Origin of the sequence: Paludibacterium paludis (assembly GCF_018802605.1) — a bacterium.
GTDB lineage: Bacteria > Pseudomonadota > Gammaproteobacteria > Burkholderiales > Chromobacteriaceae > Paludibacterium > Paludibacterium paludis.
The window spans coordinates 2,718,942-2,732,879 of record NZ_CP069161.1 but is presented as its reverse complement, the minus strand read 5'-3'; the positions used below and the strand labels follow the sequence as shown (position 1 = coordinate 2,732,879).

Sequence of the window (13,938 nt, the reverse complement as noted above, 5' to 3'; positions counted from 1 at the left end):
GGGCGGGGCGCGGGAGAGGGCCGGCGGGAAGCCTCCGGCCCGATCCTTCGCGACCGGCGGGATTACTCCGCGTCCGGAACGTTCAGCGCGTTGATGTTGTAGCCGCCATCGACGTAGGTGATTTCGCCGGTGATGCCCGAAGCGAGGTCGGACAGCAGGAAGGCGGCGGCGTTGCCCACTTCCTCGATGGTGACGTTGCGGCGCAACGGCGCCTGTTCCGCCACGTGGTGCAGCAGCTTGGAGAAGCCGCTGATGCCCGACGCGGCCAGGGTCTTGATCGGACCGGCCGATACGCCGTTGACGCGGATGCCGTCCTTGCCCAGCGCGCTGGCCATGAAGCGGACCGAGGCCTCGAGGCTGGCCTTGGCCATCCCCATCACGTTGTAGTTCGGAATGGCGCGCACCGCGCCGAGGTAGGAGAGGGTCAGCAGGGCTCCCTTGCGGTCGCGCATCATCGGACGCGCCGCCTTGGCCAGGGCAGGGAAGCTGTAGGCCGACACGTCATGGGCGGTCTGGAAGGCCTCCCGGGTGATCGAGTCCAGGAAATCGCCGGACAGGGCTTCGCGCGGCGCGAACGCGATGGCGTGGACGAGGCCGTCGAGACCGTCCCAGTCCTTGCCCAGGTCGACGAACAACTGGTCGATCTCGGCGTCGTTCTGAACATCGCAGCGGTAGACCTTGTCGCTGCCGAATTCCTTGGCCATGTCGCGCACGCGCTCCTCGAGCTTGTCCACCACGTAGGTGAAGGCGAGTTCCGCACCCTGGCGATGACAGGCCTGGGCGATACCGTAGGCGATGGAGCGGTTGGAGATCATCCCGGTGATCAGGATCTTTTTGCCGTGCAGAAAGCCCATCTTGCGTCCTTTGCGATAGAATCAGCCGGCCATTATAACCGGGCTTTGCCTTTCGCGACACAGCCCGATTGTCCGACAGAAGCCCGGTCCCGCACAGCGCGGGGCGAGGCGTCGCGCCTTGAAGCGTCGCGCTTTGGCCCCATTTGCAAGTTCAGGTCCGGTTGGTCGGGGTTGCCCCCGCAAAGTGCCCTTGCTACCATCCACACATCGATACCGTAAAGAACAACCCGAAGAGGAAGCCATGAGCGATCTGATCCAGCATGTAACCGATGATTCGTTTGAACAGGATGTACTGAAAGCCGAAGGCCCCGTGCTGGTCGACTACTGGGCGGAGTGGTGCGGCCCGTGCAAGATGATCGCGCCGATCCTGGATGAAGTGGCCCGCGATTACGATGGCCGTCTGAAGGTGGTCAAGCTGAACATCGACCAGAACGAGCTGACCCCGCCGAAATTCGGCATCCGCGGCATCCCCACGCTGATGATCTTCAAGGACGGCCAGGTCGCCGCGACCAAGGTCGGCGCGCTGGCCAAGGGTCAGTTGATGGCGTTTATTGACAGCAACATCTAAAGCGTCTATCCTCACTGAAATCTTCAAATGTAGCCGGGCGACTGAAGTTGGGTGTCGCCCGTTTCGTATCCGCTTCCACACTCCTGATTGGCTTCTCCGCCACATCGAACTTTCGAGTCGACATCGGCCGCTATGCACTTATCTGACCTGAAACACCTCCACGTCACCGAACTCGTTGAAATGGCTATCGCCAACGAGATTGACGGTGCGAACCGACTGCGCAAACAGGATCTCATCTTCGCGCTTCTGAAAAACCAGGCGAAGAAAGGCGAAAGCATTTTCGGCGAAGGCACGCTGGAAGTGCTGCCCGACGGCTTCGGCTTCCTGCGCAGTCCCGATACCTCCTACCTCGCCGGTCCCGACGACATTTACGTCAGCCCGAGCCAGATCCGCCGTTTCAACCTGCATACGGGCGATTCGATCGAGGGCGAGATCCGCACGCCCAAGGACGGTGAGCGTTACTTCGCCCTGGTGAAGGTCGACAAGGTCAATGGCGACTCACCGGAGAACTCCAAGCACAAGATCCTCTTCGAAAACCTGACGCCGCTGTTCCCGACGGAGCAGCTTCATCTGGAGCGCGAGATCCGCGCCGAAGAAAACATCACCAGCCGCATCGTCGATCTGGTCGCCCCGATCGGCAAGGGGCAGCGCGGTCTGCTGGTGGCGCCGCCGAAGTCGGGCAAGACCGTGATGCTGCAGCACATCGCCCACGCGATCACGGCCAATCACCCCGAAGTCGAACTGATCGTGCTGCTGATCGACGAGCGTCCGGAGGAAGTGACCGAGATGCAGCGCTCGGTGCGCGGCGAAGTGGTATCGTCGACCTTCGACGAGCCGGCCACGCGCCACGTGCAGGTCGCCGAAATGGTCATCGAAAAGGCCAAGCGCCTGGTCGAGCACAAGAAGGATGTGGTGATCCTGCTGGACTCCATCACCCGCTTGGCCCGCGCCTACAACACCGTGGTGCCGGCTTCCGGCAAGGTGCTGACCGGCGGTGTCGACGCCAACGCCTTGCAGCGTCCGAAGCGCTTCTTCGGCGCGGCGCGCAATGTGGAGGAGGGGGGGTCCCTGACCATCATCGCCACCGCGCTGATCGATACCGGTTCGCGCATGGATGACGTGATCTACGAAGAATTCAAGGGTACCGGCAACATGGAGATCCATCTGGATCGCCGCATGGCCGAAAAGCGGATTTTCCCGGCGCTGAACATCAATCGCTCGGGAACCCGACGCGAAGAGCTGCTGGTGCCGCAGGATCAGCTGCAGCGCATCTGGGTGTTGCGCAAGCTGCTCTATCCAATGGACGACCTGGAGGCGATGGAATTCCTGCAGGACAAGATCCGCGCCACCAAATCCAACCAGGCGTTCTTCGACTCCATGCGCCGCTAAGGCGGGAGACGCAGCACCGCTTTTCAGCGCCAGGCCCCGCGAGCCTGGCGCTTTTGTTTGTCCGTACGGATCAAGAGCATGGATACATCCCGATTCATCAATATGGATCTCATTTCGGCGATCGGCACCGTGGCCTTCGCCTTTTCCGGCTACCTGGTGGGGGTCCGGAAGCGGCTTGATATCCTGGGCATCATCATTGTCGCGCTGCTGACGGCGGTGGGCGGAGGCATTCTGCGCGACATGATGGTGCATCGCGTGCCGGTGGTCTTTTATGATTACACCAATATCATTATCATAGCGGTGTCACTGGTGCTGTCGTGGATGATCGGGCTGCATAAACGTAAGAGCGAGACGTTCGACCGCCTGTTCATCGTCGCGGACTCGCTGGGCCTTGTCGCCTTCAGCCTTACCGGCGCGCAGGTCGGACTGATGTTCGACATGAACGCGTTTGGTGTTGTCATGCTCGGGTTCGTCACGGCGGTGGGCGGTGGCGTGGTTCGCGACATGATGGTCAACGACATCCCTTTCATCCTGCACCAGGATTTTTACGGAACCGTCGCGATTTTGGTGGCGGGGGCGCTTTTCGTTCTGGACCAGTTCGTCTGGCTGACTCCGTTCACCTTGCATTGCCTGTTCGTGGCCGGTGTTGCCGTGCGCCTTCTGGCCCACTGGAGAGAGCTTGCCCTGCCCAAGATCGGCGAGGGCGGCAAAACCGTTTGAGGTTTTCGATGCTGGATCTGGATTTGCTTTCCGCCGCCGAGCCTTTGCGCCAGGCGCTGGCCCGCGGACCCGCCGCGGGCTGGGAGTCCGACGTGCCGTTCAAGCCGGAACGCGCGGGCATGCGCGAGGCGGCGGTGCTGGTGCCCATCGTGTGGCGCAGGGAGGCGCCGGCCATTCTCCTGACCCAGCGCACCGACAGTCTGCCGACGCACGCGGGGCAGGTGAGCTTCCCCGGCGGCAAGCGCGACGGAGCGGACGAGGATCTGGTCGCCACGGCGCTGCGCGAAGCCCGCGAGGAAGTCGGGCTCGATCCGTCCGATGTCACCATTCTGGGTGCCTTGCCGCGCTATACGACCGTCACCGGCTTTGTGGTGACGCCGGTGGTGGGGCTGATTCCACCCGGTCTTGACCTGACTCCCGCACCGGGCGAAGTGGCGTCGGTGTTCGAGTTGCCCCTGTCGTGGGTGATGGACGCTTCACGTTACCAGCGGCATCCCTACGTTCTTGACGGGCGGGAAGGTTTTTACCTGGGCTTTCATTTCCAGGCCTACTGGGTATGGGGCGCGACTGCCGCGATGCTGCGCATGCTGTGCGCCACGCTCGAGGCCTTGCCGTTTCAGAGCGACTGATCGTCGAGTTCCAGCCGGTTCCGTCCGTTGACCTTGGCAAGATAAAGCAGCTTGTCGGCGCGCGCCTGCATGGTCGCGACCGTGTCCCCCGGGCACCAGCCGGTCATCCCGCCACTGAATGTCACCGTTTCCTGCGCGAAGGGGAACAGCGTGCTCTCCATTTTGGTGCGCACCCGCTCCATGACCGTGTGCGCATCCTTCAAGCGCGTGCAGGGGAAAATCACCAGGAACTCTTCGCCGCCGACGCGGGCGCATACGTCGGTGCTGCGTGTGGCGTCGATCAGTTCGTTGGACAGGGCGATGAGGATGTTGTCGCCGACCTGGTGGCCGTACATGTCGTTGAACTGTTTGAAGTGATCGACATCGAAAATCGCGACGCTTAGCGGCTGGCCGTAGCGTTCGCTGCGGATGATCTCGTCCTTCAGCGACTGGTCGGCATAGCGCCGGTTGTAAAGGCGGGTCAGCGGGTCGGTCACGGCCATCAGGTTGAGTTGTTCGTTCTTGCGTTCGATCTCCTGCTCCAGCGCCTTGCGCTCACTGATGTCGTAAAGCCCGATCAGCGTCGCCGGTTGATCGCGAAAGCGGGTTGCCTGCATCGACACCATGACCCAAAGCCGGGTTTTGTCTTCCCGTTCGATCTCCACTTCCTTGTCGCGCACCGTTTCCTGGGTGAGCAGCCAGTCATTGATGGGAGTCAGGTGCAAGGGCAGGTCCAGAGGCGCGCCGTCGCGTTCGGTTTGCGCCGAAAAATGTTCGGGCAGATGCAGCATGTGACGCGCCGGAGTGTTGGCGTAAAGGATCGACTGGTTGAGGTTGTTCACCAGCATCAGCGCGACCGGGGCGGTATCCAGGGTCAGGCGGGCCTGTTCTTCGCTTTCCTTTATCTTGCGCGCGCTGGCCAGCAGCAGATCGGTTTGCCTCAGATTGGCCAGGTGGCTGCGCAGCGCGAGCAGGGTCAGCAGGGCCAGCAGCAGCCACGACAGGGAGTAGACCAGGATTTTTTGACGCAGGGCGACACCGAAGTCCTCCATCGAAATGCCCACGGCGACCTGCAGCGGGTAGTTGGCGGAGGAGCGCAGGCTGTAAATCCGTTCAGCGCCATCGACCGGGGAGGCGCCAAGGTAGAGCAGATGATTGTCTTCGCGCCTGAATATCTGTCGGGGCTGCGGCGAGCCGGCGATGTCGCGCGGCAGGGCGGGCCAGCGCGAAATGAGTTCATGACGCACATCCGTGACGAGAATCTCGCCGTGATGCCCCGCCGATACCCGTCCGACTTCGCTCCTGAAAAAATTCGGAGACATTTCGCCGATGGCCAGGCCTATAACGTTGTCGTGTTCGTCGGTGAAGCGCGAGGCGGTGACGATGCGCGCGCCATTCTGCTCGTGGCGGACGGTGGTGAAGCTGCTGTCGCTGTCGGCTCCCTTGCGGTGCAGCCAGCGGCAGTAATCGGTGCGGTTTTGATAGAGCCGGGTCCGTTCGTGCGTGCTGTAGATCACCTGGCAACCGGTGTCGAGGATGTCCACGCGGGACAGGTAATCCAGTCCGTGCAGTTTCTGGCGGATGGCGCGCCTGAGTTTGTCGTCGTCTTCCGCGCCGATGGTGCCGGCGCGCAGCAGCTTGGCGATCTGCGGGTTGTCGTCGAGATTGCCGAGGATCAGGCTGCTTTCGCGGATACCCGAGATCAACCGTTCGGAGAGCAGTTGGGAGAGCGCGGCGGCCTCGCTTTGCGCATCCTCCTCGTTTTGCCGGTAGGTGTGCCAGATTTCAAGGCTCATCAGCACCAGCAGCATCAGCAGGAAGCCGGCGGCCGCGAACCGGGCGGACAGGGCGGAGGGCGGCTGCCGGACAGGGTTCACGGTATGGCGGTCGGAGATCAAAGGCGCTCCCGTGTCGTCACAGCATGAAACGCATGGACAGGTCGATCGCCCGGACGTCCTTGGTGAGTTTGCCGACCGAAATGCGGTCCACGCCGGTTTCCGCCACGACTCTGAGCGTGGTCGTGTCGATGCCGCCGGAGGCTTCCAGTTGCGCGCGGCCGGCGGTCAGCGCCACCGCCTCGCGCATGGTGGCCGGCGACATGTTGTCCAGCAGGATCAGCGTGACATCGGCGCCAAGGGCTTCGGCCAATTGGTCGAGGGTTTCGACTTCGACCTGCACCGGGATGTGGGGCGGGGCGAGGCGACGGGCCGCCTCCACGGCGGCGCGGATCGAGCCGGCCGCCATGATGTGGTTCTCCTTGATGAGAATGCCGTCGTACAGTCCGGTGCGCTGGTTGCTGCCGCCACCCACGGTAACCGCGTATTTCTGCGCTATCCTGAGGCCCGGCAGGGTTTTGCGGGTATCGAGGATGCAGGCGCGGGTACCGGCCACGATATCGACGTAGCGGCGTGTTTCGGTGGCGACCGCCGAAAGGGTTTGCAGAAAATTGAGGGCCGAGCGTTCCGCCGTGAGCAGGGCGCGGGCGGGGCCCGCTATCTCGCACAGCGTCGTGCCGGCGGTGACCGACGCGCCTTCGTCGACCTGCCAGACGATCGTCACGGACGGATCCACTTGCCTGAAGCACTCGCCGAACCACGGCTGGCCGCAGATCACGGCCGCTTCGCGCGCGACCACTGTCGCCTTGCCTTGCCGGTCTGCGGCAATCAGTCCGGCCGTCCAGTCGCAGTCGCCGATGTCTTCAGACAAGGCGAGGCTGACTTGGCGGGCGATCTCGTGATGTTTCGGCTGCACGGACATACGGTAAAGCTTTCGGGGCAAAAGGCTATTGTAACGGGACTTGACGTCCTGCGCGATCACGGCCTGAGCTTTTTGACGCTCTGGTCTGTTATCATTATGCATATATGATTCACATGGTTACCCGATGAATTATCCGGCTTCGCTCTTTCCGTTCTGGCTGCCGATTGCCGCCGCGCTGATGTCGGTCGGGTTGCTGGCAGTGGCCGCGTGGCGCGTGAAGTGGCGTGCGCTTTCCCCTGAGGCGTTCAACGCGTGGATGGGCGCCACGGTGCTGGTCATGGTGATGTGGACGCTCAAAGGGGGCTTCAAGCCGGGAGTCAGCTTTCACTTGATGGGGGTGGCGGTGCTGACCCTGATGATGGGACCATGGCTTGCCTTGCTGGCGCTCGCTATCGCGCTTGGCGGTCTCGTGCTGGGCGGTCACGGGCAATGGCTCGATATCGGTCCTACATGGCTCGTGTGCGGCGCGGTGCCGGCCTTGCTGGTGGATGGCGTGCTGCGCCTTGCGCGCCGGTGGTTGCCGGGTAATCTGTTTGTCTATGTTTTTGTCAATGCGTTCATGGCCGGGGGCGCGAGCTATTTTGCCTCGGCGCTGGCCGGAATCCTGATGCTGGGCCTGCTTGGCAGTTATCCGTGGGACTACCTGCTCGAAGACGTGTTGCCTTTCCACTTTCTGTTTTCGTGGTCGGAAGCCTTCACCACGGGGCTGGTCATGGCCGTGCTGGTGGTATACCGCCCGCACTGGGTGGCCAGCTTCGATGACGCTCGCTATCTTGACGGGCCGCCGACCGACGGCCCGGTGTGATCAACCGTTGAGGAGGATGGGTCATGCCGTTTGCTTTGTGGAGTGTATTGATCGCCGCTTGTCTGCCCCTGCTTTGGGCCGTCATCTCGAAAATCGGCGCCCGACGGTACGATAACCATGCGCCCCGCGCGTGGCTGGCGAATCTTGACGGCTACCGGCAGCGTGCCAACTGGGCGCAGATGAACGCCTGGGAGGCCTTCTCGCCGTACGCGGCCGGTATGGTGCTGGCCTGGGTGCGCCAGGTGCCGGCCACGACTCTGGATCTTGTCGCGGGTGTTTTCATTGCCGCGCGCGTCCTGCACGGCGTGCTGTACCTCGCGGACAAGGCCGCCTGGCGTTCCCTTTCCTGGCTGATCGGATTCGCCTCGGTGATCGCGCTGTTCGTGCTGGCGGCCCGGGTCTGACTCAGAGAATGACCGGTTCGGCTTCGAGCGCGACGCCGTAACGCTCGAAAACCGTGTTCCGCACTTTGCCGGCGAGGCGGGCGATATCGGCGCCCGTCGCGCGTCCATAATTGACGAGCACCAGCGCCTGGCGGGTGTGCACGCCGGCGTCGCCGTCGCGATAGCCTTTCAGTCCGGCCTGGTCGATAAGCCAGCCCGCCGCGAGCTTGCTGTGTTCCTCTCCCGCCGGATAGCGCACGAGTCCGGGGAAGCGGCTGGCGAGGTCGTCGGCCACCGCGTTCGCGACGATCGGGTTCTTGAAAAAACTGCCGGCATTGCCAAGCGTGGCCGGATCGGGAAGCTTGGCGGCGCGGATGCGCATCACCGCGTCGCTGACATCGAGAGGCGTCGGGTTGGTGCGCCCCATGCGGGCCAGCTCGCCGGCGATGTCGCCATAACCGGTGGTCGTGCGCGGCTCGCGCGCGAGCCGGAAGCGCACCGCCGTGACCAGCAGGTTCGCGCCGGCGGCATGCTTGAAAATACTGTCGCGGTAACCGAAACGGCAGGCCTCGTTGCTCAGGACGACTTCGCGCCCGCCGGCCGAGAGGTCGGCGCACACCACCTGTTCGATCGAATCCTTCACTTCCACGCCATAGGCGCCGATGTTCTGCACCGGGCTCGCGCCGACCGTGCCCGGAATCAGACTGAGGTTTTCCAGTCCGTACCAGCCGTGTTCCAGTGTGCGGCGCACGAAACGGTGCCAGTTTTCGCCCGCCGCCGCCTCCACCACGACGCTGTCGCCGTCGTCCCGTGCGATGCGCACTCCCTTGAGCGCCAGCCTCACCACGAGCCCGGGCACGTCGCGGGTGAACAGTATGTTGCTGCCGCCGCCCAGCCACAGGGTGGGCGCGGGGGTGGCGGCGAGCAGGGCCGGCAGGTCGGCCGGCTCGGCCAGCTCTGCGTAGTGTTCGGCTCGGACATCGAGGCCGAAGGTGTTGAAGGGTTTGAGCGAAACGGAGTGTGAAATGGCGCAGGACACGATAACAGACCTAGGATGAGTGATGCGGGATGCGTTGGCGGCTTGCGCGCGCCAGATACCAGACCAGGAACACGGCGGCCGTGGTGAGGCTGATCACCAGGGCGAGCCAGAAACCGTAGATGCCCATGGGGCGGGCCAGCAGCCAGTGGGTCAGCCCCAGGGTGATGCCAAGTCCGAGGCCGACGCCCCAGAAGGCGGAAACGTGTATCGCCATTGGCACGGTGGTGAGCTTGTAACCGCGCAGGGCGCCGGATGCGATGGTTTGGGCGGCATCGGTCAACTGGTAGACCGCCGCGAAAAGCAGCAGCACCATGCCGATCGCGATCAGCCGTTCGTCCGAGGTGTACATGCGTATGATCTCTTCCCTGAGCAGCAGCACCATGATCATGGTGAGCAGCGCAAGGGCGAGGCCGGCGATGAGCCCGACGCCGGAGGCGAAACGGGCGCCCTTCCAGTCGCTCGCTCCGGCGTATTGCCCGACCCGGACCGACAGCGCGGTGGCGATGCTGGCCGGCAGCATGTAAATCAGACTGGAGAAATTGAGCACGGCCTGATGGCTCGCCACCACCACGGTGCCCAGGGGCGTCACCAGAAGGGCGATGAACGAAAACAGGCTGACTTCCACGAAGAACGACAGGCCGATCGGCAGTCCGAGCTTGAGAAAACCCTTCATCCGCGCAAGGCTGGGCGGGCTCGCCTTCGCGAACAGGCCGAAAGGCTTGAAGTAGCGGCCAAGGCCGATGTAGCCGAGCAGGGCGAAGAAGGCGAACCAGAACACCGAGGCGGTGGCCCATCCGCAGCCGGCGCCGCCCATGCGCGGCATTCCGAACAGTCCGTGGATGAGGATGTAATTGAGCGGAATATTCAACAATAAGGCCGCCAGGCTGACCATCATGATGACACGGGGCTTGTTGACGCTGGATGCGTAGGCATGGAGCGCCCGGTGCATCATCGCGCCGGGCATGCCCAGCGCGGCGCCGGTAATGAACAGAATGACCTTGTCCTCGACATCGTAGGGCAGGTCGAGCGCCCGCCGCAAAAGAGGCTCCGAGGCCAGCATCAGCAGCATGCCGAAAATCCCGGTGAACAGCCCGAACCACAGGCCCTGTCGCCCGGTTTCGCCGATCGCGGCGCGCTCGCCCGAGCCGAACTCATGGGCGATGATCGGGTTGAGTGCCGTGACCACGCCCATCAGCGTGCAGTATACGGTCACGAAGATGCTCGAGCCGATGGATACCGCGGCCAGGTCGTCGGTGGAGACCTGACCCGACATGACCGTATCGACGAAGCCGGTCGCGACTTGCGCCACCTGAGCGATCATCATCGGCAGGGCAAGCCGGGCAATAGCGGTGGCTTCGCGCCGGATTTGCGCGGAGGAAGCGTGGTTCAGGTCGAACAGCATGATTCGGAAGGCTCGCCAAAACCTGCATTATAAAGGACGGAAGGCGGCGCGTCAGACGGAATCTTGCCGGAGGGGAGGGGAAGGGGCGCGGGGCGCCCCTTGGCCGTTGGGCGCGGCGCTCAGCCGAAATGCGCCGGGGGATCGCGCCGCAGGTCGCAACTGATCAGCAGGGTGCCGCCATAACGGCGATTGGCTTCCAGTGCGTCGCGCAGAGTGATGTTGTGCACGTACAGCGTGTTGTCTTCGCGCTCCGTGTCGTAACCGGCCTCGCGGGCAAAGCGCGCGAGGGCGTCGAGGCAACCGGCCTCGCTCAGCGGCCGGGCGGACAGCACGCCGGCGAGCGGCCGCTCGGCGCGTGAGGAGGCGTAGGAAAATTCGGTGTAACTATCGTTCTGGCAGTCGTACATGTCGGGTCTCCCGGTCGTGGTTGGCGCGGCTGGCGTGCCCGGGTTCACGTCCGGGCGACGCTTTAGCAGGATTTTCAAGCGCCCTGCAAGTTGTCGATTAACTCGGCGCTGGGCACCCGGTGCTGGGTGCGGTGTGGCGGATGTGACGCGGCGGAGGCGTTTCGCGGGCGAAAATCAAAAACCCGCCTGCCGGCATGAAGCGGGAGGCGGGTCTGTCCGTCAACGCTTTAGCTGGCATTTGTAACGCGCCCGCAAGCTGTGTCAAATCGGCGCACGGTTTATGCTATGCCGGTTTCTTGTTCGGCGTCAACCGGTTTTGACTGTGCTGCGTTCAAGGGGGAGAATCGGCGCATCAGGCCGGCATGTCGGACCGTGCGCCGACGCGGCATGGAGGCAGACAGCGTGAATCGCGGGGGGCGGGTGTGTTTTTCGGAAAGAATCAGGCTATAATCGCAACCTTGTCTCCATCCTTGCGCGTTCTTTCTTTCGACGCACTCCCAATGATCCGCAAGCTAATCCGAAAAGTACTCGACCTGCCCATCGGCAGGAACCGCGCCCGTCCGCGCATCATCGCGGCGGCCCAGCACGGCATTCGTCGCGACCAGTTGAGCCATGCCGCGCTCAAGGTGACCACCCGTCTTCAGGAGGCCGGTTACGAAGCCTTCGTCGTCGGCGGCGCCGTGCGCGACCTGCTCCTTGACGTGACACCCAAGGACTTCGATGTCGCCACCAGCGCCACGCCCGAGCAGGTGCACCACTTGTTCCGCCGTTCGCGCATCATCGGCCGGCGTTTCCGCATCGTGCATGTCATGGTCGGTCCCGAAACCATCGAAGTGACCACCTTCCGTGGCGGGCAGATCGATGATCGCAGCGATTCGGGGCGCATCATGGCCGACAACAGTTTCGGCAGCCAGGAAGAGGACGCGCACCGCCGCGACTTCACGGTCAATGCGCTGTTTTACGATCCGTCCGGCGAAACGGTGATCGACTACCACAATGGCGTGCGCGACCTGAAGGCGCGTCGTCTGGTGATGATCGGCCAGCCCGCACGCCGTTATCAGGAGGATCCGGTGCGCATGCTGCGCGCCGTGAGGCTGGCGGCCAAACTCGGTTTCGAGATCGACGAGGCGACCCGTCGGCCCATTCGCGGCAACGCCCATCTGCTCAGAAAAGAGCCCGCAGCGCGCCTGTTCGACGAAATGCTCAAGCTGCTCACCTCCGGCCATGCCTACGCCTGCCTTGCGAAACTGCGCGAAGAGGGGTTGTCGCACGGTACCTTCCCGCTCCTGGACGCGGTGATGGGCGACGAGGAGGGCGATGCCTTCCTGCGCCTCGCGCTGGCCAGCACGGACAACCGGATCCGCGCCGACAAGCCGATCTCCGTGGGCTTCCTGCTGGCGACTCTGTTGTGGCGCCAGGTGCTGAGCCGCTGGAAGCAACGCATCGCCGATGGCGAAAAACCCCATGTGGCGCTGGCCGAGGCCATCGCCGATGTCGAGGGCGAGCAGGACAACGATCTGGCGATTCCGCGCCGCTTCAGCGTGACGATGCGTGAAATCTGGACGCTGCAGTCCCGCTTTGAAAACCGCGCAGGACAGCGCCCGTACCGTTTCCTCGAGCAACCGCGCTTCCGCGCCGCGTACGATTTTCTGGCGCTGCGCTCCCAATCCGGCGAAGTGGACCCCGCTTTGGTCGCTTGGTGGACCGAGTTCCAGGATGCCGGTGACGAAGGCCGCGAAGCCCTGATCGAGGCGGCGCGCAATGCTCCCGATGCGGCGAAGGCGCCGGCTCGCAGGCGTCGGCGTCGCCCGCCGCGCAAGCGCGAGGATGCTGAGTGACTCGCGCATTTGTCGCCCTGGGCAGCAATCTGGACAGCCCAGCCGAGCGGGTGCGCTCGGCGTTGAACCGGCTGGCCTCGGATTCCGGGCTGGGGCTTGTCGCCCATTCCTCTCTGTACCGCACCGCGCCGGTGGGGTATCTGGATCAGCCCGACTTCGTCAATGCCGTGGCGTGGCTCGATACGCTGCTGGCTCCGCATGCGCTGCTGGAGCGCCTGTTGGCGCTGGAGACGGAGGCCGGGCGCGTACGCACCTTCCGAAACGCGCCAAGACGGCTGGATCTCGATCTTCTTTGGCAGGAGGGGTACGTCATTGCCGATCGGACACTGACCCTGCCTCATCCCCGCATGCTCGAACGCGCGTTCGTGATGGTTCCGCTGGCCCAGATCGCCCCGGATCTTGTCATGCCGAACGGCAGAACCGCCCGTGAAGTGGCCAACGATCTCGCGCACGACGGTATCGAAGCGATCCTGGATTAACTCCTTATCCTTCAGGAAAGACCTAGATGACTAACTTGCGTTATGTGGTTGTGGAAGGCCCTATTGGCGCCGGCAAATCCTCTTTGGCCAAAAGGCTGGCGGCGCACTGGAACGCCCACCTGTTGGCCGAAGAGCCCGACGCCAATCCTTTCTTGCCGCGCTTTTACCGCAACATGACCCACCATGGCCTGGCGGCTCAGCTGTCGTTCCTGCTGCAGCGTGCCGACATCGCGCGCTCCATGTTGTCCGGCGACATGCCGGCGCCGGTGGTGGTCTCGGATTTCATGTTCGAGAAAGACGCCTTGTTCGCCAGTCTCAATCTGGACGAGGAGGAGTTGGCGCTATACCGTCGCCTCGCCGTTTCCGTGATGCCGGAGCATCCGGTGCCCGACTTGGTGATCTACCTGCAGGCCTCCGAGTCGGTGCTGCTGGAACGGGTTGCCGCGCGCGCGACGGACTACGAAATGAATTTCCCGGAGGGTTACCTCAAACGGGTGCATGCCGGGTACAGCGAATTTTTCCATCAATACGACTCGGCGCCGATGCTGATTGTCAACACGGATCATCTCAATCTGGTTGACGGCGACGAGGATTTTGAGCTATTGCTGCGCTGCATCGGAGAAATGCGCGGGCAGCGCAGCTATTTCAACAAAAGTGTCTGAACCCGGCCGAAAGTATCCGGGACAACG

General features: G+C 63.4%; 15 protein-coding genes. 9 read left to right on the top strand and 6 right to left on the bottom strand.

Annotation, left to right across the window (positions count from 1 at the left end; genetic code table 11):
- Window positions 1-62 precede the first annotated feature (62 nt).
- Window positions 63-854: an enoyl-ACP reductase FabI gene (gene fabI / locus JNO50_RS12445; RefSeq protein ID WP_189536313.1), complete on the bottom strand. Its 792-nt coding sequence runs from the start codon at window positions 852-854 to the stop codon at window positions 63-65.
- A 241-nt stretch (window positions 855-1,095) separates the two neighbouring features.
- Between fabI and trxA the strand changes: the two genes are divergently transcribed.
- The 4 genes from trxA to JNO50_RS12425 all read left to right on the top strand — a co-directional run bounded on the left by trxA (window position 1,096) and on the right by JNO50_RS12425 (window position 4,160).
- Window positions 1,096-1,422: a thioredoxin TrxA gene (gene trxA, locus JNO50_RS12440; protein ID WP_189536311.1), complete on the top strand. Its 327-nt coding sequence runs from the start codon at window positions 1,096-1,098 to the stop codon at window positions 1,420-1,422.
- Window positions 1,423-1,554: 132 nt separating this feature from the next.
- Window positions 1,555-2,811 carry a transcription termination factor Rho gene (rho, locus tag JNO50_RS12435; protein ID WP_189536309.1) on the top strand — a complete coding sequence of 419 codons (1,257 nt, stop codon included), beginning with the start codon at window positions 1,555-1,557 and terminating at the stop codon, window positions 2,809-2,811.
- 78 nt (window positions 2,812-2,889) lie between these two features.
- The gene (locus tag JNO50_RS12430) at window positions 2,890-3,531 is read left to right on the top strand and encodes a trimeric intracellular cation channel family protein (RefSeq protein WP_189536307.1); all 642 of its coding nucleotides are present in this window, start codon (window positions 2,890-2,892) and stop codon (window positions 3,529-3,531) included.
- Between the two features lie 8 nt (window positions 3,532-3,539).
- Window positions 3,540-4,160 (top strand): CoA pyrophosphatase, encoded by a 621-nt coding sequence (locus JNO50_RS12425; protein ID WP_189536305.1) that lies wholly within the window; start codon window positions 3,540-3,542, stop codon window positions 4,158-4,160.
- On the opposite strand, the gene JNO50_RS12420 is transcribed toward JNO50_RS12425, so the two are convergent.
- Both JNO50_RS12420 and nadC read right to left on the bottom strand, forming a co-directional pair.
- Window positions 4,148-6,037, bottom strand: coding sequence for a sensor domain-containing diguanylate cyclase (locus JNO50_RS12420; protein WP_189536303.1), 1,890 nt, complete (start codon window positions 6,035-6,037; stop codon window positions 4,148-4,150). The genes JNO50_RS12425 and JNO50_RS12420 overlap by 13 nt on opposite strands.
- A gap of 16 nt (window positions 6,038-6,053) precedes the next feature.
- On the bottom strand, window positions 6,054-6,896 hold the full coding sequence (nadC, locus tag JNO50_RS12415) for a carboxylating nicotinate-nucleotide diphosphorylase (RefSeq protein WP_189536301.1): 843 nt from the start codon (window positions 6,894-6,896) through the stop codon (window positions 6,054-6,056).
- A gap of 124 nt (window positions 6,897-7,020) precedes the next feature.
- Between nadC and JNO50_RS12410 the strand changes: the two genes are divergently transcribed.
- Together JNO50_RS12410 and JNO50_RS12405 are read left to right on the top strand one after the other, a co-directional pair.
- Complete coding sequence (locus tag JNO50_RS12410) at window positions 7,021-7,701, top strand: energy-coupling factor ABC transporter permease (RefSeq protein ID WP_189536299.1); 681 nt, start codon at window positions 7,021-7,023, stop codon at window positions 7,699-7,701.
- Between the two features lie 23 nt (window positions 7,702-7,724).
- The gene (locus tag JNO50_RS12405; protein ID WP_189536297.1) at window positions 7,725-8,105 is read left to right on the top strand and encodes an MAPEG family protein; all 381 of its coding nucleotides are present in this window, start codon (window positions 7,725-7,727) and stop codon (window positions 8,103-8,105) included.
- Between the two features lies 1 nt (window position 8,106).
- On the opposite strand, the gene murB is transcribed toward JNO50_RS12405, so the two are convergent.
- From murB to JNO50_RS12390, 3 genes are all read right to left on the bottom strand, one after another.
- A complete protein-coding gene (gene murB / locus JNO50_RS12400) occupies window positions 8,107-9,123 on the bottom strand; it encodes a UDP-N-acetylmuramate dehydrogenase (protein ID WP_189536295.1) in 1,017 nt (338 codons plus the stop codon).
- A gap of 10 nt (window positions 9,124-9,133) precedes the next feature.
- On the bottom strand, window positions 9,134-10,525 hold the full coding sequence (locus JNO50_RS12395; protein ID WP_189536293.1) for an MATE family efflux transporter: 1,392 nt from the start codon (window positions 10,523-10,525) through the stop codon (window positions 9,134-9,136).
- A gap of 119 nt (window positions 10,526-10,644) precedes the next feature.
- Window positions 10,645-10,932, bottom strand: a complete 288-nt coding sequence (locus JNO50_RS12390; RefSeq protein WP_189536290.1) for a hypothetical protein — start codon at window positions 10,930-10,932, stop codon at window positions 10,645-10,647.
- Window positions 10,933-11,432: 500 nt separating this feature from the next.
- Between JNO50_RS12390 and pcnB the strand changes: the two genes are divergently transcribed.
- Genes pcnB through JNO50_RS12375 form a run of 3 tightly spaced genes read left to right on the top strand, consistent with a single transcriptional unit; the run spans window position 11,433 to window position 13,911 of the window.
- Window positions 11,433-12,770 (top strand): polynucleotide adenylyltransferase PcnB, encoded by a 1,338-nt coding sequence (gene pcnB, locus JNO50_RS12385; protein ID WP_189536288.1) that lies wholly within the window; start codon window positions 11,433-11,435, stop codon window positions 12,768-12,770.
- Entirely contained in the window at window positions 12,767-13,249 is a 483-nt protein-coding gene (gene folK, locus JNO50_RS12380; RefSeq protein WP_189536286.1) for a 2-amino-4-hydroxy-6-hydroxymethyldihydropteridine diphosphokinase, read from the top strand. The genes pcnB and folK overlap by 4 nt, the downstream gene beginning before the upstream one ends.
- Before the next feature lie 26 nt (window positions 13,250-13,275).
- The gene (locus JNO50_RS12375) at window positions 13,276-13,911 is read left to right on the top strand and encodes a deoxynucleoside kinase (RefSeq protein WP_189536284.1); all 636 of its coding nucleotides are present in this window, start codon (window positions 13,276-13,278) and stop codon (window positions 13,909-13,911) included.
- The last annotated feature ends 27 nt before the right edge of the window (window positions 13,912-13,938 follow it).